This is a genomic window from Microbacterium sp. CFBP9034, assembly GCF_034045255.1.
In the GTDB taxonomy this organism is placed as follows: Bacteria; Actinomycetota; Actinomycetes; order Actinomycetales; family Microbacteriaceae; genus Microbacterium.
Genome location: NZ_JAXCWC010000001.1, coordinates 1,647,031 through 1,666,998, shown reverse-complemented (window position 1 = coordinate 1,666,998; position 19,968 = coordinate 1,647,031). Strand labels below are relative to the sequence as shown.

17 protein-coding genes and 1 tRNA gene are annotated in these 19,968 nt (G+C 71.6%); 10 read left to right on the top strand and 8 right to left on the bottom strand.

The features are described from left to right. Positions 1 to 42 precede the first annotated feature (42 nt). The gene (locus SOM19_RS07505) at positions 43 to 1,656 is read right to left on the bottom strand and encodes a S1C family serine protease (RefSeq protein ID WP_320485913.1); all 1,614 of its coding nucleotides are present in this window, start codon (positions 1,654 to 1,656) and stop codon (positions 43 to 45) included. Positions 1,657 to 1,772: 116 nt separating this feature from the next. Between SOM19_RS07505 and SOM19_RS07500 the strand changes: the two genes are divergently transcribed. Beyond that, the gene (locus SOM19_RS07500; protein ID WP_320485912.1) at positions 1,773 to 2,972 is read left to right on the top strand and encodes an aminotransferase class I/II-fold pyridoxal phosphate-dependent enzyme; all 1,200 of its coding nucleotides are present in this window, start codon (positions 1,773 to 1,775) and stop codon (positions 2,970 to 2,972) included. 12 nt (positions 2,973 to 2,984) lie between these two features. On the opposite strand, the gene SOM19_RS07495 is transcribed toward SOM19_RS07500, so the two are convergent. Together SOM19_RS07495 and SOM19_RS07490 are read right to left on the bottom strand one after the other, a co-directional pair. Continuing rightward, entirely contained in the window at positions 2,985 to 3,800 is an 816-nt protein-coding gene (locus SOM19_RS07495) for a carbon-nitrogen hydrolase family protein (protein ID WP_320485911.1), read from the bottom strand. Further along, a complete protein-coding gene (locus SOM19_RS07490; protein WP_320485910.1) occupies positions 3,797 to 4,324 on the bottom strand; it encodes a DUF6328 family protein in 528 nt (175 codons plus the stop codon). Before SOM19_RS07490 ends, SOM19_RS07495 begins: the two co-directional genes overlap by 4 nt. 93 nt (positions 4,325 to 4,417) lie before the next feature. On the opposite strand from SOM19_RS07490, the gene SOM19_RS07485 reads away from it, so the two are divergent. Further along, a tRNA-Met gene (locus SOM19_RS07485) sits at positions 4,418 to 4,491 on the top strand. A gap of 47 nt (positions 4,492 to 4,538) precedes the next feature. Here SOM19_RS07485 and SOM19_RS07480 read toward each other — a convergent pair. Next, entirely contained in the window at positions 4,539 to 5,009 is a 471-nt protein-coding gene (locus SOM19_RS07480; RefSeq protein ID WP_320485909.1) for a MarR family winged helix-turn-helix transcriptional regulator, read from the bottom strand. Between the two features lie 79 nt (positions 5,010 to 5,088). Here SOM19_RS07480 and idi point away from each other — a divergent pair, with 79 nt between their 5' ends. The 7 genes from idi to SOM19_RS07445 are packed head-to-tail and all read left to right on the top strand — an operon-like array spanning position 5,089 to position 10,712. After that, a complete protein-coding gene (gene idi / locus SOM19_RS07475; RefSeq protein WP_320485908.1) occupies positions 5,089 to 5,640 on the top strand; it encodes an isopentenyl-diphosphate Delta-isomerase in 552 nt (183 codons plus the stop codon). Further along, positions 5,637 to 6,692 (top strand): polyprenyl synthetase family protein, encoded by a 1,056-nt coding sequence (locus SOM19_RS07470; RefSeq protein ID WP_320485907.1) that lies wholly within the window; start codon positions 5,637 to 5,639, stop codon positions 6,690 to 6,692. Before idi ends, SOM19_RS07470 begins: the two co-directional genes overlap by 4 nt. Beyond that, positions 6,689 to 7,573: a phytoene/squalene synthase family protein gene (locus SOM19_RS07465; RefSeq protein ID WP_320485906.1), complete on the top strand. Its 885-nt coding sequence runs from the start codon at positions 6,689 to 6,691 to the stop codon at positions 7,571 to 7,573. Before SOM19_RS07470 ends, SOM19_RS07465 begins: the two co-directional genes overlap by 4 nt. Beyond that, positions 7,570 to 9,141: a phytoene desaturase family protein gene (gene crtI / locus SOM19_RS07460; protein ID WP_320485905.1), complete on the top strand. Its 1,572-nt coding sequence runs from the start codon at positions 7,570 to 7,572 to the stop codon at positions 9,139 to 9,141. The genes SOM19_RS07465 and crtI overlap by 4 nt, the downstream gene beginning before the upstream one ends. Before the next feature lies 1 nt (position 9,142). Beyond that, on the top strand, positions 9,143 to 9,505 hold the full coding sequence (locus tag SOM19_RS07455; RefSeq protein ID WP_320485904.1) for a lycopene cyclase domain-containing protein: 363 nt from the start codon (positions 9,143 to 9,145) through the stop codon (positions 9,503 to 9,505). Further along, positions 9,502 to 9,822, top strand: a complete 321-nt coding sequence (locus SOM19_RS07450; RefSeq protein WP_320485903.1) for a lycopene cyclase domain-containing protein — start codon at positions 9,502 to 9,504, stop codon at positions 9,820 to 9,822. Before SOM19_RS07455 ends, SOM19_RS07450 begins: the two co-directional genes overlap by 4 nt. Next, positions 9,819 to 10,712, top strand: a complete 894-nt coding sequence (locus SOM19_RS07445) for a prenyltransferase (RefSeq protein WP_320485902.1) — start codon at positions 9,819 to 9,821, stop codon at positions 10,710 to 10,712. Before SOM19_RS07450 ends, SOM19_RS07445 begins: the two co-directional genes overlap by 4 nt. Positions 10,713 to 10,763: 51 nt before the next feature. Here SOM19_RS07445 and SOM19_RS07440 read toward each other — a convergent pair whose 3' ends face one another. Together SOM19_RS07440 and SOM19_RS07435 are read right to left on the bottom strand one after the other, a co-directional pair. Then, positions 10,764 to 13,661 (bottom strand): UPF0182 family membrane protein, encoded by a 2,898-nt coding sequence (locus tag SOM19_RS07440; protein WP_320485901.1) that lies wholly within the window; start codon positions 13,659 to 13,661, stop codon positions 10,764 to 10,766. An 89-nt stretch (positions 13,662 to 13,750) separates the two neighbouring features. Continuing rightward, a complete protein-coding gene (locus SOM19_RS07435) occupies positions 13,751 to 14,875 on the bottom strand; it encodes a YlbL family protein (RefSeq protein ID WP_320485900.1) in 1,125 nt (374 codons plus the stop codon). A 125-nt stretch (positions 14,876 to 15,000) separates the two neighbouring features. Here SOM19_RS07435 and SOM19_RS07430 point away from each other — a divergent pair, with 125 nt between their 5' ends. Beyond that, positions 15,001 to 16,446, top strand: coding sequence for a zinc-dependent metalloprotease (locus SOM19_RS07430; RefSeq protein ID WP_320485899.1), 1,446 nt, complete (start codon positions 15,001 to 15,003; stop codon positions 16,444 to 16,446). Between the two features lie 763 nt (positions 16,447 to 17,209). Here SOM19_RS07430 and SOM19_RS07425 read toward each other — a convergent pair. Next, entirely contained in the window at positions 17,210 to 18,976 is a 1,767-nt protein-coding gene (locus tag SOM19_RS07425) for an ATP-dependent helicase (protein WP_320485898.1), read from the bottom strand. Then, the gene (nudC, locus tag SOM19_RS07420; protein WP_320485897.1) at positions 18,973 to 19,887 is read right to left on the bottom strand and encodes an NAD(+) diphosphatase; all 915 of its coding nucleotides are present in this window, start codon (positions 19,885 to 19,887) and stop codon (positions 18,973 to 18,975) included. Before nudC ends, SOM19_RS07425 begins: the two co-directional genes overlap by 4 nt. Positions 19,888 to 19,968: the final 81 nt, after the last annotated feature.

Sequence of the window (19,968 nt, the reverse complement as noted above, 5' to 3'; positions counted from 1 at the left end):
GCGAGCCTATCGCGGGGTGGCGTCCGGGAAGCCGGTCGAGGACTACGGCTCGAGCGTTCCGAGGGTGACGTCGACCGTCTGGCTCTCGCCGTCGCGGACGAACGTGACCGTCGCCTCGCTGCCTGCGGCCGCGGCGCGGACCTGAGCCGTCAGGTCGACGGAATCGGTGACCGGGACGCCGTTGAAGGCGGTGACGATGTCGCCCTTCTGCAGCCCGGCTTCGGCGGCGGCGCCGCCGTCGACGGCCTCGTCGATGTAGGCGCCCGTCATGGTCGAGCCCTCGACGAGCGCGGCCGAGAGCACGTTCGCACCCAGCAGACCGTGGGTCGCCGCGCCGTCCGCGATGATCTCGTCGGTGATGCGCTGCACGATGTCGCTCGGGATCGAGAAGCCGACGCCGATGGAGCCCGACTGGCCCGAGGACCCGCCCGCGGTGGCGATGGCGACGTTGATGCCGATGAGCCGGCCCTCGGAGTCGACGAGCGCGCCGCCGGAGTTGCCGGGGTTGATCGCAGCGTCGGTCTGGATGACCGCGATCTTGATCGACTCGGTGGCCTGCGTGGGCGCCTGCTCCTGGCCGTAGTCGAACAGGAACGGCGGGGCCTGGGTGTCGCCCTCGCCCTGATCGCCCTGGTCGCCTTCGCCCGAGTCCGCGTCACCCGAGTCGGGGGCGGCCGACGAGGCGATCTCGATCGAACGGTTGAGCGCGCTCACGATTCCCGTGGTCACGGTGTTGGCGAGACCGAGCGGTGCGCCCACCGCGATCGTCGCGTCGCCGACGTTCAGCTCGGACGAGTCCGCGAACTCGATCGGGGTGAGGTCGGTCGCATCCTGCAGCTTGATGACCGCGAGGTCGTACGTGGGGTCGGTGCCCACGACCTCGGCGTCGAACACGCGGCCGTCCGAGGTGGTGACGCGGATGGCCGCATCGCCGGCTGCGCCGTCGAGGGTCACCACGTGCGTGTTCGTGACGACGTAGCCGTCCTCGGTGAGCACGGCGCCGGAGCCGGTGCCGCTGCCGCTGGAGCTCGTCGCCTCGATCGTGACGACGCTCGGGAGGACCTTGGCGGCGATGGCGGTCGTCTGGTTCACGGACTCGGTGTCGTTGACCGTGACGGTCGCGGGACCGGCCGCGGGCACGGTGCCCACCGGGGAGAACAGGTTGACGCCGGCGTAGGCGCCGCCGAGGCCGGCCGCACCGCTGACGATCGCGGCGGCCACGATGAGGCCGACGACCTTGCCGGTGCCGGACTTCTTCGACGCGGTCCGCGTGGCGCCCGTCGCAGGGGCCTGGCCGAGCGGGGTGGTCGTCTGGGTGTCGCCGGGGCGCACGCCGAAGGCGGCTCCCTGCGGCTGGCCCGCGTAGGACTGGGGGTACGCGGCCGGCTGGCCGGCATAGCCCTGCGGACGCGCATACGCCTGCTGGTGGGCCGGGTAGCCGGCGGGGGGCGTCGGCTGGGAGGGCGCCTGCGGCTGTGCGGCCTGCCACGCGGGGGTGGTCGGCGCCGGCGGGGCCGCTGCCGGCGTGGCCGCGGGGGCGGTCTGCGGGGCGGCGGGAGCCTGCTCCGCGGTCGGGGGCGCGACATCGGGCGTGCCCGCTGCGGTCGCGTCCGTGGGAATGCTGTCTGCCGGGCCGGTGCCCTGGATGTCGCTCATGATTGCTCCTTCTGCCGAACACTCACCACATTGCCCACCGATGCTGTGCGTTTCTTATGCCAACCATGGGACTCGTCTATGCAATGCACCTGAGGAGGGCGAGTACCGTGAGTCCGATGCGACAGATCCCCGGAGCATGGCACCGCACGGCGGCGGGTGCCGGACTCGTCGGTTCCGACGGGTCGATCCACCCCACCATCTTCGCCGAGATGTCGGCCCTGGCGGCCGAAACCGGCGCGATCAATCTCGGGCAGGGCTTTCCCGACGAGGACGGACCGCCAGAGGTCCTCGAGGCGGCACGCGAGGCGATCGCGCGCGGGGCGAACCAGTACCCGCCGGGGCGCGGCATCCCGGACCTCCTCTCGGCTGTTGCGGAGCACCAGGAGCGCTTCTACGGCGTCCGCCTCGATCCGGCCCGCGAGGTGCTCGTGACCGCCGGGGCGACGGAGGCCCTCGCCGCGACGCTCCTGGCGCTCATCGACGGACCGGATGACGAGGTCGTCGTCTTCGAGCCCTTTTACGACTCCTACGCCGCCGTCGTGGCCCTCGCGGGTGCCCGGCTCGTGACGGTGCCACTGCGCTGGCCCGACTTCCAGCCCGACCTCGAGGAGCTGGCCCGCGCCGTCGGCGACCGCACCCGGGTGATCCTCGTGAACGATCCGCACAACCCGACCGGCGCGGTGTTCACCTCGGAGGTGCGCGAGGAGGTGGTGCGTCTGGCGGACCGCCACGACGCGATCATCGTGACCGACGAGGTCTACGAGCACCTGACGTTCGACGAGCCGCACGTGCCCATCGCCACGCTTCCCGGCGCCGCCGAGCGCACGCTGACGATCTCGTCCGGCGGAAAGACGTTCTCGACCACGGGCTGGAAGATCGGCTGGGTGACCGGGCCCGCGGAGCTCGTCTCGGCCGTCCTCGCCGTCAAGCAGTTCCTGACGTACGTGAACGGCAGCGCGTTCCAGCCGGCGATCGCGACGGGTCTGCGCCTGGGCGACGGCTTCTTCCTCGGCGTCGCCGACGCGCTGCGCGCGAAGCGCGACCTTCTGGGCACCGGCCTCCGCGCCGCGGGCTTCGAGGTGTCCGTGCCCGCCGGCTCGTACTTCACGGTCGCCGACGCCCGGGCTCTGGGGGCGACGGATGCCGCGGCCTTCTGTCGCGAGCTCCCCGGGCGTGCCGGGGTCGTGGCGATCCCGCTCACAGCGTTCACGACCGCCGAGCGGCGGAGCGAGTACGCCACGCTCGTGCGGTTCGCGGCCTGCAAGCGGGTCGATGTGCTCCGGGAGGCGGCATCCCGGCTCGCCGACGCCCACTGACCGCGGCGCGGCTCAGGAGGTGCGGGGAACCACGCCGAAGCGCCGCAGCCGCAGCGAGGGATTGACGCGCCGCACGCGTTCCACCGCCGCCGGATCGAGGTGCGCGACGGCGACGTCGGTCGCCGTGCCGACGGCCGCGAGCTCGACGCCCTGCGGATCGACGATCATCGAGTTCCCGACGCCGAGCGGCGGCGGATGGTCGGCGGCCGCGATGAACACGGTGTTCTCGATCGCGCGCGCGTGCACGAGCGTGCGCCAGTGGTGCTCCTTGAGCGGTCCGCGCACCCACTCCGCCGGCACGACGAACACCTCCGCCCCGGCATCGGCGAGCACGCGCCCGACCTCGGGGAATCGCAGGTCGTAGCACGTCATGAGGCCGAACCTCAGGCCGCCGAGTTCGAACGTCTCCGGCTCCGAGATCTCGCCGGGCTCGACCCAGTCCGACTCGCGCTGCCCGAACGCGTCGTAGAGGTGGAGCTTGCGATAGCTCGCGAGAAGCCCGGAGTCGTCGACGGCCACGACGGTGTTGCGCACGCGGCGCTCGTCGGCGGCCCGCTCGAGCAGTCCCGCCACGATGTGCACCCCGTGCCGGCCCGCGAGCTCCACGAGGGCCGCGACGAACGGTCCGTCGACGGGCTGGGCGTGCTCGGGCAGCGAGGAGTCGAAGGGGTCGACGAAGTAGCTCGAGTACTCCGGGAAGACGACGAGCCGCGCGCCGCGGGCGGATGCCGCCGCCGTGAGCTGCGCGATGACGTCGAGGTTCGCCGCGGTGTCGGCCGTCGGGGCGAACTGGGCGACCGCGATGCCGAAGGCGTCGGCGGTCGTCATCTCTGGTCCTTGCCGCGCGCCCGGACGCGGATGATCGCCGGCACGATGAGCCACAGCACGATGATCAGCGCGGTGAGCGACCACAGCGCCCACCACGCCGCCGCGTCTCCGACGACCACGTCGAAGACGAACGCCACGACCCCGACGACCAGGACCGAGACGGTGAAGAGAGCAGTGATGAGCGCGACGTGGCCGTACGCGACCACCTCGGCCTTCGCCCGCTGCTGGAAGAGCACGCGGTGCAGTGACACCGGCGCCAGGGCGATGATGGCGCTGAGGGCCGAGATGACCACGAGACTCAGGTAGATCGTGCGCTGCCCGTCCGTGAGGTCGGCGAACGCCGGCTGGAAGGCCAGCGCGAGCAGGAAGCCCGTCAGAATCTGAGTGCCCGTCTGCAGCACGCGCAGTTCCTGCAGCACCTCGATCCAGTTGCGGTCGGCGCGTTCCGTCGGAGTCTCGTCGCGACCGTCGTCGCGATCGTCCTGGCGATCTTCCTGTGAATGAGTCTCGCGGGCGGTCGACATGCACTCATCCTCGCCCGGCGAGGGCGTGCGCGGCAAGGAAGGCGGCCTCGCGTCGCGACCCCTCAGAATGCGTGCTAGGCTAAGTTCTCGTGCCGCGGGGTGGAGCAGCTCGGTAGCTCGCTGGGCTCATAACCCAGAGGTCGCAGGTTCAAATCCTGTCCCCGCAACAGAAACGAAGAAGGGCCTCCCGTCAGGGGGGCCCTTCTTCTTTGCGTCAATGCCCGTCGAGCACGTCTCCGAGCTCACTCAGAAACCGCGTGATCACGCGGAGTTCGGCGTCGGTGTAGCGCACCGCGACGCCGCGCATGGACTGCAGCCGCTCGCCGAAGTGTCGGAAGAAGGAGCGCCGCGACTCGTCGGTCAGCACGATGATGCGCGCCCTGCCGTCGCTGGGGTGCGGGCGCCTCTCGACGTGGCCCGACCTCGTGAGGCGGTCGAGCAGCTTCGTCGTGGATGCGGTGGAGATCTGCAGGTGCTCGGCCACGTCGTGCGGGCTGACTGTCTGGCCCCGCTGCTCGCGCATGATCAGCATGCGCAGAGCGGAGAGGTCGGAGGCGTTCATCTCCATGTCGCCCTTCATGCCACCGTGCATGCGGTCCATGGTGTCGCTGAAAGCACGCACGGCTTGCAGCACCTGCAGGACGGCCTCGTCGTGCGGCGTCTGCGGCGACCATGGCTGGTGCATTGTGGACACTCCCTCTGTCCCCTTGTATCATCGGAAAACCGATATCGCTAGCTAAACTAGCAAAATGAGAGGATCTCAGATGACTGACGCAGACCACGTGGTCCTCCTCGACGATGAGGGTCGCGCGATCGGCACCGCCCCGAAGAGCAGCGTCCACGGTCTGGACACCGCGCTGCACCTCGCTTTCTCGTGCCACGTGGTCAATGAGCACGGACAGGTCCTCGTCACGCGCCGCGCCCTCGACAAGAAGACGTGGCCCGGCGTGTGGAGCAACTCGTTCTGCGGGCACCCCAAGCCGGCCGAGCCCGTGATCACGGCACTGCACCGCCGCGCCGAGTTCGAGCTCGGCCTCGCGCTGACCGAGGTCGAGCTGGCCCTCCCCCTCTTCCGCTACCGTGCCGTCGACGCGAACGGCATCGTGGAGCACGAGGTGTGCCCGGTGTACACCGCGTTCACCGTGGACGAGCCGGTGCTCAATCCGCTCGAGGTCGTCGATGCCCGGTGGGTCGATCCCGGCGAGCTCGCGGCCTCGCTGCAGACCACGCCCTGGGCCTTCAGCCCCTGGCTCGTCCTGCAGGCCGAGCAGCTGCACATGTTCGACGTCGTCTCGCAACGCCGACGGGCATCGTGATCGTCCTTCCCGTGCACGCCGGCATCGACGCGGCGATCGACACCTCGGTCGCTCGCGTCGTGTCGCGTGCGGGCGAGCTCGGGCAGGGATTCGGGGCCCTGGCCGACGCGCTGGCGCGCGCCACGCGCGGCGGAAAGCGGTTCCGGCCGGCACTCGTCGCCGCCTCGTTCGAGTCGTTCGGCGGCGACGCCACCTCGACGCCCGGTCTCTATCCCGTCGCGGCGGCCTTCGAGCTCCTCCACACGGCCTTCGTCGTCCACGACGACGTGATCGATCACGACACCGAGCGCCGGGGCATCCCGAACGTCGCCGGCGAATTCCGCGAGCGCGCCAGGGCTCAGGGCGCGGACGCCGCGGGATCCGCGCTGCTCGGCGATGCCGCCGGAATCCTCGCGGGAGACCTCCTGCTCCACGAGGCCCTCCGTCTCGTGGCCTTCGCCGACGTCGATCCGGTGGCGCGTGAACGGCTCTACGCCCTCGTCGACGACGCCGTCTACGTCTCGGCGGCGGGCGAGCTCGCCGATGTGGAGAACAGCGTCGTCGCGGGCCGGGCGACCGCGGAGGACGCCCTCGACGCGGCGTTCAACAAGACGGCCGTGTACTCGTTCCGCGCCCCGCTGCAGGCCGGCGCGGTCTTGGCCGCGGCTCCCGACGAGGCGATGCGGGTGCTGGAGTTCGCCGGCGGACGCCTGGGGCTCGCGTTCCAGCTGATCGACGACCTCATCGGGGCGTTCGGCTCGTCCGAGCAGGCGGGCCGCGAGAGCGGCGGCGACCTGCGCGAGTCCAAGCGCACGCCGCTGGTCGCCCTGGCCCAGCAGACGCCGTCGTGGGCCCGCGTGAACGAGGCGCTCGGCATGGCGCACACGGGCCCGATCGCCGTGCGCGAGGCCCAGGTCGCGCTGCACGAGAGCGGGGCGCCGGTGCGGCTGCGCCGCTTCATCGACCAGACGCTCGACGAGGTCCGCACGGCGTCGCTCGAGCCGTCGCTCACGCCGGCGGCCGGACGGCTGCTGCGCGACATCTCGGACGGCCTGGAGAGGCGCATCCCGTGAGCCGGCGATCCCGTCGCGAGGAGCCGACCGGCCTCGATCTCTACGACAGGACGGCGCAGGATGCCGCGGCCACCGTCATCGCGCGCTATTCCACCTCGTTCAACCTGGCCTGCCGGCTGCTGGGACCGAGACCCCGACCCCACGTGCGCAACGTGTACGCCCTCGTGCGGGTGGCGGATGAGATCGTCGACGGCCCTGCCGCGGCCGCCGGGCTGTCCCCCGAGGCTGCCGGCCGCGTGCTGGACGACCTCGAGGCCGACACCCTGGCCGCCGTCGAGCGGGGGTTCAGCGCCAACCTCGTCGTCCACGCGTTCGCCCGCACCGCCCGCGAGTGCGGCATCGGCGAGGCGCTGGTCCGCCCCTTCTTCACGTCGATGCGCACCGACCTGTCCACGACCCGCCACGACGACTCATCCCACGACGAGTACGTCTTCGGCTCGGCGGAAGTGGTCGGCCTCATGTGCCTCCAGGTCTTCGTGAACGCGGGGGCGCCGCATCCGCTCACGCCCTCGCCCGAGCTCGTCGACGGCGCCCGTCGGCTGGGGGCGGCGTTCCAGGACGTCAACTTCCTCCGCGACCTCGAGCACGACGCGTCGGCGCTCGGGCGCGACTATCTCGGGCTAGGCTCGGGCGCCGTGACCCGTGACGCCGTGCTCGACCGCATCGACGCCGACCTGGCCGCGGCGGCCGCCGTCGTGCCGCAGCTCCCGGCAGACTGCCGACGCGCGGTGACCGCCGCGCACGACCTGTTCGCCGAGCTCTCACGGCGGCTGCGGGCGTCTCCCGGCTCGACCGAGCGGGTGCGCGTTCCCGACGCCGTGAAGGCGCGTCTCGCCGCCCGCGCGTGGCTCGGCTTCTCTCCGCGGGATGTGCGCGCATGAGCGCCGCGACCCCGCGCACGCCCGGACGGGCGATCGTCGTCGGCGGCGGCATCGCCGGCCTCGCCACCGCGGCGCTCCTGGGCACCGAGGGCTGGTCGGTCACGGTGCTCGAGTCGCGCGACGAGCTCGGCGGCCGGGCGGGGACATGGGACCAGGACGGCTTCCGCTTCGACACCGGGCCGAGCTGGTACCTCATGCCCGAGGTGTTCGACCACTTCTTCCGACTGCTCGGCACGACCGCCGAACGCGAGCTCGACCTCGTGCCGCTCGATCCCGCGTACCGCGTGTACTCTGACCCGCGCTCGGGCCTCGCGCCCCTCGACGTGCGATCCGGCCGGGACGCCGCCACCGCGCTCTTCGAGAGCGTCGAGCCCGGTGCGGGCGCCAAGCTGTCCGCCTACCTCGACTCGGCCGGCGACGCGTACGAGCTCGCCGTGACGCGCTTCCTCTACGACACCTACGAGACGACGGCGGGACTGCGCGACCCCGCACTCCTCCGGCGGGTGCCGCAGCTCGCACCGCTGCTCACGCGCAGCCTCGCCTCCCACGTCGAGCGGCGCTTCGGCGACCCCCGGCTGCGTCAGATCCTCGGCTACCCTGCGGTGTTCCTCGGCGGATCGCCTTACGGCGTGCCCAGCCTCTACCATCTGATGAGCCACCTCGACCTCGACGAGGGCGTGCTCTATCCCCGCGGCGGGTTCACCGAGATCATCCGGGCGATCGAACGGCTGGCCACGGCATCGGGCGCCGTCATCGAGACCGGAGCCCGCGTCGTCGGCATCGACACCGAAGGGGCCACCGCCACCGGCGTGACGCTCGCCGACGGCCGACGCATCGCGGCTGATCTCGTCGTGTCCACCGCCGACCTCCACCACACCGAGACCGCGCTCGTCGCGCCGGAGCTGCAGAGCTATCCGGAGTCGTGGTGGGCGAAGAAGGAGCCGAGCCCCGGAGCGCTGCTGGTCCTTCTCGGTGTCAAGGGCTCGCTCCCCGAGCTGGCGCACCACACGCTGCTGTTCACCGAGGACTGGCGCACCAACTTCGACGACATCTTCGGCGCCCGCCCGCGCATCCCCACTCCCGCGTCGCTGTACGTGTGCCGTCCGAGTGCCACCGACGCCACCGTCGCGCCGGACGGGCACGAGAACCTCTTCGTCCTGGTCCCCGTGCCCGCCGATCCGGCGCTCGGACGCGGGGGCGTCGACGGCGACGGCGACACCTCGATCGAGATCGCCGCGGACCGCGTGATCGCGCAGCTGTCGTCGTGGTGCGGCATTCCCGACCTCGCCGAACGCGTCGTCGTGCGGCGCACGATCGCGCCGGGTGACTTCGCCGCCGATCTCAACGCCTGGCGCGGCAACGCCCTGGGCCTCGCCCACACGCTGGGGCAGAGTGCGATGTTCCGCCCGCGCAACGCGTCCCGCAAGGTCGACGGGCTCGCGTACGCGGGGGGATCCGCCCTTCCGGGCATCGGCCTGCCGATGTGCCTCATCTCGGCCGAGCTCGTCGTCAAGCGCCTGCGCGGCGACCGCTCCCCCGGTCCGATCGCCGAGCCCGCGAGGGTGTGACGTGCCCGGACTGTACCTCGCCGCGATCATCGTCTCGGCGGCCGGTGTGGCGCTGCTCGACCGGCGCTTCCGTCTCGCCGCCTGGGACTCGCCGGGGCGCACCGCGGCAGCGGTGGGCATCGGGACGGCGTTCTTCCTGCTCTGGGACGCCGTGGGCATCGCCACCGGCGTCTTCGTGAAGGGCGACAGCGTCCTGCTCCTGGGCATCGATCTGGCGCCCGAGCTGCCCCTGGAGGAGCCCTTCTTCCTCGCTTTCCTCTGCTACCTCGCCCTCGTGCTGTGGGCGGGTGCTCGGCGCGCGCTGTCACGGCGGGCGGGGACGGATGCCGCGAGCCCGCGGACGAGCGCGCGGGAGGGCGCGTGACCTACGCCCTCATCGTCCTGCCCTTCGCCGCGATCACGGTACTGGTGACCCTGACGACGCTCCGCCGACCTCACTTCGGACGACGGATGGCGGCGTCCGCCGTCGCGGCCCTCGTGCTCGTCCTGCTCACCGCCGTCTTCGACAACGTCATGATCGCAGCCGGGCTGTTCACGTACCCCGCCGAGCATCTGAGCGGGATCCGGGTCGGCCTGGCCCCGATCGAGGACTTCTCCTACGCGGTCTGCGCCGCCTTCCTGGTCCCCGCGGTGTTCAGCCTGCTGCCCGCGGGCCGGCGGCCCGTCGAGGCGGCATCATGACCGACGCGCCGCCGCTGCGGCCGGCCACGGTCGCCCGCCAGCTGTTCGTCGCCTCCCGACCCGTCAGCTGGATCAACACGGCGTATCCCTTCGCCGCCGCGTACCTGCTCACCACCCGCGAGATCGACGCGACCCTCGTGATCGGCACGCTGTTCTTCCTCGTCCCGTACAACCTCGCGATGTACGGCATCAACGACGTCTTCGACTACGAATCCGACCTTCGCAACCCTCGCAAGGGCGGGGCTCACGGCGCCGTCCTCGACCGCCGGCTGCACCGCATCACACTGTGGGCGGCGGCGCTGTCATGCCTGCCGTTCGTCGTGTACCTCGCGATCGTCGGTTCGCCGGCGTCGTGGGCCGTGCTCGCCGCCAGCCTGTTCTTCGTCGTCTTCTACAGCGCTCCGCCGCTGCGGCTGAAGGAGGTGCCGTTCGCGGACTCCGTCACGAGCAGCATCCACTTCTTCTCGCCCGCCGTGTACGGCCTCGTGCTGGCGGGCGCCGCATGGACGTGGCAGCTCGTCGCGGTCATCGTCGCGTTCGGGCTGTGGGGCGTCGCCTCGCACGCGTTCGGAGCCGTTCAGGATGTCGTGGCCGACCGTGCCGCCGGCATCTCCAGCATCGCCACCGCGCGGGGTGCGCGCTGGACCGTGCGGTTCGCTCTCGCCTGCTACGCGGCCTCCGGGCTCGTCATGCTGGCGACGACCTGGCCGGGGCCCCTGGCCGCCCTCGTCGCCATCCCGTACCTGGTGACGGTGTGGCCCTTCCGCCGTGTCACGGACGAGACCGCCGCCGACGCGACCCGCGGCTGGCGGCGCTTCCTGTGGCTCAACCAGCTCTCGGGCTTCCTGGTGACGCTCCTCCTGATCTGGTACTGGACGATCACCGCCTGACGGACGCCGAAGGGCCGGTCCCCGAGAGGACCGGCCCTTCGTCGTCCGTGCTTACTCCTGGATGCCGAGCGCGATGAGCTTCTCGACGGCGGCCGTCAGCCGCTCATCGGCCTCGGCGAACTTCGTCAGGTCGCCGGCCTGGAGCGCGGCATCCCGATCGAGCATCGCCTGCTGAGCGTCTTCGAGAGCCGCCTGGTACTCGTCGGAGGGGACCTCCGGCTGCTCCGGGTCGGTGGGCGACGGCGACGGCGTCGGACCCGGCGTGGGGTCGACGTCGTCATCACCCGCGTTCGCACCCGAGTCGCCGCCGAACAGGGCGTCCAGAGCCTCGTTCAGGGTGTCCTCGAACGCGATGTCGTTGCCGAACGAGACGAGCACCTTCTGCAGGGCCGGGAAGCTCGTCGCTCCGGACGACTGCACGAACACCGGCTGCACGTACAGCAGGCCGCCGCCCACGGGGAGCGTCAGCAGGTTGCCGTTGAGCACCTCGGACTGCCCCTGCTTGAGGAGGTTGATCTGGGACGACACGAACGGATCGGCGTCGAACGTGTTCTGCACCTGGCCGGGACCGGGCACCGTCGTCTCGGCGTCGATCTCCAGCATCCGCAGCTTGCCGTAGTCGGAGTTCTTCTTGCCCGCGTCGCTGCCGGCGTTGGAGTCGACGGCGAGATAGCCCATCAGCACGTTGCGGGCGTTGCCGCCGGTCGAGGACGGGATGAACGACGTGAACATCGAGTAGGTCGGCGACTCCTGTCCGGGCATCTGCATGGTCAGGTAGTACGGCGGCTGCAGCTGCGAGTCGGCCTGCGGGTCGTTCGGCGTCTGCCAGCGGTTGTCGCTCTGGTAGAACGAGCGGGCGTCGTCGACGTGGTAGACGCCGAGGACGGTGCGCTGCACCTTGAACAGGTCGGTCGGGTAGCGGACGTGCGACATGAGCTCGCCGGACATCTCGCTGATCGGCTTGAGCGTGGACGGGTAGACCTTCTGCCACGTCTGCAGCACCGGGTCCTCCTCGTCCCAGGCGTAGAGCGTGACCGAGCCGTCGTACGCGTCGACCGTCGCCTTGACCGAGTTGCGGATGTAGTTGATGTCGTCGAGCGCGAAGCGCGGCGCCGGGTTGCTCGAGTCGGAGATCGCCGAGGCGAGGCTCACGGTGGAGGAGTAGGGGTAGTTGGCGCTGAGCGTGTAGCCGTCGATGATCCACACCACGCGGCCGTCCACGACGCTCGGGTAGGGGTCGCTGTCGAGCGTCAGGTACGGCGCCGCCTTCTGCACGCGCTGCAGGGGGTTGCGGTCGTACAGGATCTGCGAGTCCTCGTTCACGTAGTCCGAGAACAGGATCTGCTCGGCCTGGAACTTGAGCGCGAAGATGAGGCGGTTGAAGACGCTGCCGAGGCTCGGCCCGCCGTCGCCCTCGAACGTCGTCTTCTTCTCGCTGCCACCCTCGCCGCCGGTCGGGTAGTCGAGCTCCACCGGCTCGGCCCCCTCGGGAGCGCCGACGATCGAGTACGTCGGCGAGGACTCGCCGAAGTACACGCGGGGCTGGAAGTTCTCCTCGTCCGACAGGAAGCCGGCCGCCGGGATGCCGCGCTCGAGGAAGACGGGGTCGCCGTCGCCCGTGCGGTCGTTGCCCTTCGCGGCGACGAGTCCGTAGCCGTGGGTGTACACGACCGCGGTGTTCTGCCAGTCGCCCGCCGCGCCGAGCTCGGAGAGATCCAGCTCACGCACCGAGACGACGGTGTCCTGCGAGACGCCGTCGATCTCGTAGCGGTCGACGTCCAGCGGGTCCTGGAACTGGTAGTACCCGCGGTACTGCTCGAGCTGGCGGACCGTCGGCGAGATGATCGCCGGGTCCATGATGCGGATCTGCGCCGTGGTGGCCGCATCCTCGCGCAGCTGCCCGGCCTCGGCGTCGGTCGCGGCCTGGAAGTCCTGCTTCTCGAGGCCGTCGACGCCGTAGGCCTCATGGGTCATGTCGACGTTGCGCTGGTAGTAGGGCTCCTCGAGCGAGAAGCGGTTCGGCTGCACCTGGAAGGTGTTGACGACCCACGGGTAGCCGACGCCGAGCACGATCGCCGAGACGACCAGGAGGGCGGTGGCGATGAGGGGATAGCGCCAGCGGCCGATGATCGCGGTGATGAAGAAGAGGACGGCCACCACGAGTGCCGCGAAGGCGAGGATCGTCTGCCCGGGGATGATCGCGTTGACGCCGGTGTAGCCGGGGCCGGTGATGCGGTCACCGGGCTCGACGAGCGTCTTGTACCGGTCGAGCCACAGGCTCGCCGCCTGCACGAGCAGGTACAGGCCGGCGATCACCGCGAGCTGGATGCGGGCGGACTTGGAGATGCGCAGCTCGCGCTGGCCGATCCGCACCGAGCCGTAGAGGTACGAGACCAGGGCCGTCACGAGCAGGCACACCAGCAGCACGGCCGACACGAAGCCGACCAGCGTGCTGTAGAAGGGCATCGCGAAGAGGTAGAACCCGGTGTCGAGGCCGAACTCCGGGTCGGTGGTCGTCGTGGCGACGCCGTTCAGCCACAGCCACGTCGTCTCCCACTGCGCCGAGGCGGCGAAGCCGGCGAAGAAGCCGAAGAACACCGGGATGCCCCACATCGCGAGCCGGCGCAGGGGCTCGACGACCTCCTGGTACCGGTCGAGCTGCGAGCTGAGCCGCGCGTACACCGGCCGGAGCCGATATGCGAGCTGGATGGCGAGCCACACCGGCACCGCCATGCCGAGGAATCCGATCACGAACATCACGACGCGTGCGAACCACTGCGTGAGGAGCACGGAGTCGAATCCGAGCTGGTCGTACCAGAGGAAGTCGGCGTAGAGGTTCGCGAACGCGAAGAAGGCCACCACGAGGGCGGCGATGATCGCGAGGGAGATCGCGATGATCCGGCGAGAGCGGGAGGGTGTGGCCGGGGTCGGCGCAGCGGTCGTGGTCACCGTTCCATCCTAGGCGCGTGGATCTGGGCGGCCGCCGAGTCCGCGCTGGGCGAAATCCCGGAGTATTCGCGCTCGGGCATGCGCCGGGCTCAGCTCGCGGTGCAGGTGGGCAGCGCGTCGAGGTCGCCGTCGTCGCGCACGGCCTCGAGCGCCGCGAGCGCATCGTCTAGCGTCGCCACCGAGAACACCCGCAGGCCGTCGGGCACGTGGCCCACGACCTCGTCGCAGTTGGCCTCCGGCGAGAGGAACCACTCGGCGCCGGCATCCTTCGCGCCCCACAGCTTCTGGCGGATCCCGCCGATGGGTCCGACCTCGCCCAATCCGGTGATCGTGCCGGTGCCGGCGACCTGATCGCCGCCGTTGAGCTCGCCGGGGGTGAGCGTGTCGATGATGCCCAGCGCGAACATCATGCCCGCGCTCGGGCCGCCGACGTTGTTCAGCTGGATCGTCACGTCGATCGGGAACTCGTAGTCCGCCATGAGGTTGACCCCCAGCAGCCACAGCGTCTCGCCGTCGACCTCGGTCTCCTTCGGCGTGATCGAGACCGTCTGCTCCTCGCCGTCGCGCTCGATGAGCAGCTCGACGGGGGCGCCCTCGCCCGCGTTGACGATCTTGCGCAGCGCCTCGACGTCGGCCAGCGGCGTCCCGTTCGCCTCCAGGACGATGTCGTCGTCCTGGAGCACGCCTTCGGCCGCGGAGCCCTCGAGGATCGAATGCACCGCGATCTGCGCGCCGACGTCGTAGCCGAGCTCGGTCAGGGCAGCCGCGGTCGCCTCCTGCTGCGAGTCGACCATCATGGCCGCGCTCTCGGTGTTGCGCTCCTCGGTGGTCGTGCCCTCGGGGAAGACCGCCTCGATCGGCAGCACGGCCTTGCTGGGGTCGAACCACGCCAGCGCCAGTTCGAACCACGACGGCGTGCGCTCGCGGTTGCCCACCACCTGCACCGTGAGCAGGTCGAGCGCGCCTTCGGTCGGGAAGGTCTCCGCTCCCTCGACGGAGATGAGCGGCACCTGGTCCCCCTCGGCGGAGGTCGCCGTGCCGAGGGTGTTGTACACGGGGCCCGGACGCTGGATCACGTACGACGTCGGCAGGAACGTGATGATCAGCAGCACCAGCAGGGCGACGGCCAGCGCCCAGATGCCCACCAGCGCTCCACGGGACATGCGTCGCTGTGGAGCGGGCGTGATCGTGACGTTCTCGTCGAACAGGGTCACGCGGGACCTCTCTCTGCCTGGTCGTTCGCGACCGGCGTAAGGTTTCGGGACTCTGCCGGAGAGTGCGATGGATGCTGGGTCTAGCGTAGAACCCGACGTCATGAACCGGCTGAAAGGCGGCTGAAGTGGCAGACGACGATCGCACTCCCGAAGAGGAGTTCCAGGAGCTGATCCGCCAGCTGTTCGGCGGCGGCGCGGGCGAGCTCGATCCCGAGCAGCTCTCCCGGCTGGCGGGCATGAACATCGACCCCGCCATGATGCAGACGGTGATGCAGCACCTGCAGGGCGCCTTCGCGGGCGGGCCAGACGCGGGGATCTCGTGGGACCTCGCCCAGCGGCAGGCCCTGCACATCGCGAACCAGGACGGCCTGGGGGTGACGACCGGGCAGCGGACGGACCTTGATCAGGCGTTCGGGCTCGCGACGCTGTGGCTGAGCGAGGCGACGACCATCTCCGACCTCCCGACGCCCCCGAAGACGCTGACCCGCGGCGGCTGGGTGGAGGCGACGCTGCCGGTGTGGCAGCAGCTCGCCGAGCCCGTGGCCACGAGCATCGCCGACGCGTTGACAGCCGCCCTCAGCGAGCAGGCACCCGAAGACATGCAGGGGCTCGTCGCCGGCGCCGGGCGTCTGATGCGCACCGTCGGCGGATCGCTCTTCGCGTCGCAGCTCGGCCAGGTCGTGGGCAACCTGTCGAAGGAGGTCGTCAGCGGCGGCGACGTGGGCATCCCGATCATGCCCGACGGCGAGGCGGCGATCCTCCCCCAGAACTTCGCCGATTTCGGCCGTGACCTCGAAGTGCCCGAGGATCAGCTGGCGCTCTACGTGGCGACCCGCGAGCTCGCCCACGCCCGGCTCTTCCGGCACGCCCGCTGGCTGCGCCTCCACGTGATCTCGCAGATCACCGACTTCGCCCGGGGCGTGCACGTCGACACCGACGCGCTCGAAGACCTGGCGTCGCGCTTCGACCCGTCCGAGCCCGACGAGCTGCGGCGCGCGCTCGAGAGCGGCGCCCTGCTGCCTGCACGCTCCGAGGCGCAGAACGCGGCGCTCGCGCGGCTGGAGAACCTCCTGGCGACCATCGAAGGATGGGTCGAGGTGGTCACCGAGCAGGCGACCTCCCGGCTCCCCGCGGCCGATCGCATCGCCGAGGCGGTGCGCCGTCGCCGTGCGGTGGGCGGCCCTGCGGAGCGTGCCCTCGGGTCGCTCGTGGGTCTGGAGCTCCGGCCGCGACGGATGCGCGAGGCCGCGGCGATGTGGCGAGCCGTGACGGATGCCGTGGGCCCGGCAGCCCGCGATGCGCTGTGGGACTACCCCGACCTCATGCCCGGTTCCGAGGACATCGACGATCCCGCGGCCCTCGTCGCGCGGCTCGAGGCACGCGCACGGGGTGAGGAGCCGGCGCCCGACGAGTTCGACGACGCGCTGGCGCGGCTGCTGGCGGGCGAGGTGCCGACGGCCGAGGGCGGCGCCGACACCGGCCAGGACGCCGGCGAGGCCAGTGCCGACGGCCCCGACGACCCGGACGACCCGGACGACTCGAGCGCGCCGGGGGATCACCGCCCGGTCTAGCACCGCCTCCTCCACAGGTTCGCCGATCGCCGCGCGGCGCGCGCCGGACCTGTGGAAACGGCGGCCCGCGGGCTCGCTGCTCGCCAGGATCGGGTCATGCTCCGCATCGACCCCGCCCATCCCCCGCTGTGGCGGACGGCGACGACCCTGCAGTTCGGCGCCGATCCGGTGGTCGTCGTCGACGATCCGACGCCCTGGCAGCAGCGACTCGTGCGCGAGCTCGAGCGGGGCATGCCCGACGGCGCGGTCGTGCCGTTCGCCGAGGCCCTCGGCGCCCCGGCGGTAGCCGCGGAGCAGTTCGTCGGCCGCATCCGCCGGTCCCTCGCGACGACCTCGCCGGCGCCACGGGCGGTTCTCGTGCAGGCGTCGGGCGACGTGTCCGCAGCGGTCCTCGACACGGTCGTGAAGGCCCTGGCCGCGACGGGCTGCGACGTCGCCGAGGCGCACCCGTTCGATCCGCCCGGTCACGCGATGACGGATGCCGCGGTCGTCGTGGTCGCGCACCACCTGGTCGCACCGGTGTTCGCCGCGGCGCTCATGGCCGACGACCGGCCGCACCTTCCCCTCGTGCTCACCGGCACGGGCGCCGAGGTCGGACCGTATGTCATGCCGGGCGTCACCGCATGCCTGTCGTGCCTGGTCGCGCGGCGGCGGGAGGCCGACGCGACCTGGCCGACGATCGCCGCTCAGCTGCTCGGACGGACGCCGGGCGAGATCGATCCCTCGGTCGTCTGGGAGGCCGGCATCGTCGCCGGGCGACTGCTCAGCGAGATCGAGCGCCACCCGCTGCGGACTCGGACGCGCTCTCTGACGCTGCGCGCCGGTTCGCTCCACCGGAGCGCGCAGAGGCACCGACCGCACGCAGAGTGCCGTTGCCGATCTCTCGGAGGAAGCGCGACGGCTGCCGCTCCCGTACTCCTCGAGCCCACGACACCGACAGCGTTCGCGCGGCCCGCGTGATCCCCACGTAGGCCAGGCGACGTTCCTCGTCGATGTGCTCGAACGTCGTGGCATACGAGATCGGCAGCAGGCCCTCGGCGAGGCCGACGAGATGGACGTGGTCCCACTCCAGGCCCTTCGCGGCATGGATGGTCGCCAGCGTGACCGTCCGCAGCGCGGGCTCGTCATGAGATTTGGCGCGGGTGGTGAGCTCGTCGGTGAACTGCCGCAGCGTGGTTCCCGGCGGCGCCTCCTCGGCGAGCCGGAGCAGCGCGGCCCGGAGCTCCCACGCGTCGCGCAGCGCTCCCCCGGCCTCCGGCGGCTCGTCGGTCAGGCCGAGCGAGCGCAGCACGTCGCGCACGGTCTCGACGAAGCCGCTCTCGATGGGGGCCACCGAAGCGCCGCGGAGCGCCATGATGCCCTGCCGCACCTCGGGCAGATCGAAGAACCGGCGTCCGCCGAGGACGGTGGAGGCGATGCCCGCGTCGGCAAGGGCCCGCACGAGCTCGGCCGACTGCGCGTGGGCGCGGTAGAGGACGGCGATGCGCCGAGGGTCGATCCCCGAGGCGATCTGACCGGCGATGCGCACCGCGACGCCGCGCGCCTCGTCGGCATCGTCGCCGAAGGCCGAGACCGTCGGCAGTTCTCCGGCCGAGGCCCGATGGGACGCCGCCACGAGGTGCAGCGCGCCGGGCCGATCGCGCATCAGCTCGTTGGCCACGTTCAGGATCGCGGCATCCGATCGGTAGTTGGTCTCGAGGCGCACGACGCGGGCGTCCTCATGCCGGCCGGCGAACTCGAGCAGGAACCGGGCGTCGGCGCCCGCGAAGGAGTAGATGGTCTGGCTGGCGTCGCCCACCACGCAGATGTCGCGCCGGTCGCCGAGCCAGAGATCGAGGAGCCGCTGCTGGAGCGGCGACACGTCCTGGAACTCATCGACGGTGAAGTGGCGGTACTGCTCGTGCACGGCGCGCGCGATGTGGGGCTCCGCCTCGAGCATCCCGGCGCACGCGAGCAGGACGTCCTCGAAGTCGAGCTGACGCCGCTCATCCTTGAGCTTCTCGTACGCGCGCTGGAGGGCGACGACGCGATCCACCGGGAGACGCCCGATGCCGTTGGGCCGGGCGGCGGCGTACGCCTCGATGCTGAGCATCGAGACCTTGCGCCACTCGATGCCGCTCGCCACGTCGCGCAGCGTCGCAGTGTCGGGCCGGATGCCGATGCTGTCGGCCGCATGGGCGAGGAGCTTGACCTTGTTGTCGACGATGCCGGGCGCGGTGTCGCCGGCGAGCGTCGGCCAGAAGTAGTTGAGCTGGGCGAGCGCCGCGGCGTGGAAGGTCCGCGCCGAGACGCCTTCGACGCCGAGGGCCCGCAGCCGTCCGCGCATCTCGCCGGCCGCCTTGGCGGTGAAGGTGACCGCCATGACGCGGCCCGGGGAGTAGGCGCCGGTGTCGACGCCGTGGGCGATGCGGTGCGTGATCACGCGCGTCTTGCCGGTGCCCGCGCCGGCGAGCACGGCCACCGGCCCGCGCAGCGCCGTGACCGCCTCGAGCTGGTGCTCGTCGAGGCCGCCGAGGACCCGACCGCTCATGGCGTCCTCGCATGCCAGTCGGCGATCAGCCGGTGCGCGATCGAGGCGGGCCCGGGGAGGGTCAGGTCGCCCTCACCCGCGAGGCCGGCCCCGATCTCGGCCCGTGTGAACCACCGCACGGCGACGATCTCGTCGCCGTCGGCCCGCGCGGCGTCGTCGCGCACCGCTGTCGCGAGGAACCCGAGCATGAGCGAGCGCGGGTACGGCCAGGCCTGCGAGCCGTGGTAGGCCAGCTGCGACACCTCGATGCCGGACTCCTCGGCGATCTCGCGCCGGACGGCGGCCTCGAGCGACTCGCCGGCCTCGACGAAGCCGGCGAAGCACGAGAAGCGGTTCGCGCCCCAGAGCGCGTTCGACCCGAGAAGCAGGAGGTCGGGATCGGTCGCGCTGGTGATCGCGACGATGACGGCAGGATCCGTCCGGGGGAAGTGCTGACGCCCGCAGGACGGGCACCGGCGGGACCAGCCGGCGTCGCCGACGACGGTGCGCGCACCGCAGGCCGGGCAGAAGGGCGCGTCGATCAGCCACCGGCCGAGGCTGAGCGCCTCGACGAACGCCGCGGCGTCGACGTCGTCCAGCGCACCCCCCACGGCGCGCAGGCCGGCCCAACCCGAGGGCGCCGGGAAGAGCTCGTGGTCGGCTGCCTCGAAGACGGCCGCCAGCAGCGCCGCACCGGCGTCGTCGCGACCGAGGAACGCCCATTCGCCGCCCTCGGGGACGGCCGCCGCGGGAGTCCACTGCAGCCGGGCGGGTGCGGCGAGGGGCGCGCTGTCGCCGGCGAGCACGAGCACGCGGGTCGAGGCATCCGCCCTCGACGTCGCGATCAGGTCCGGGGTGGCGCGCTCGTCGGCGGCGCGGTCCACGGCGGCGCCGGCGAGCGGCGGAAGCCGGGTGCTGTCGGGCGCCGTCATCGAGGATCTCCACTTGTTCGATCGGCCGCTCACCGCCAGCAGCGTGCTCGACGAGCAGGGCGTGGCGCGGGGGTGGACGAG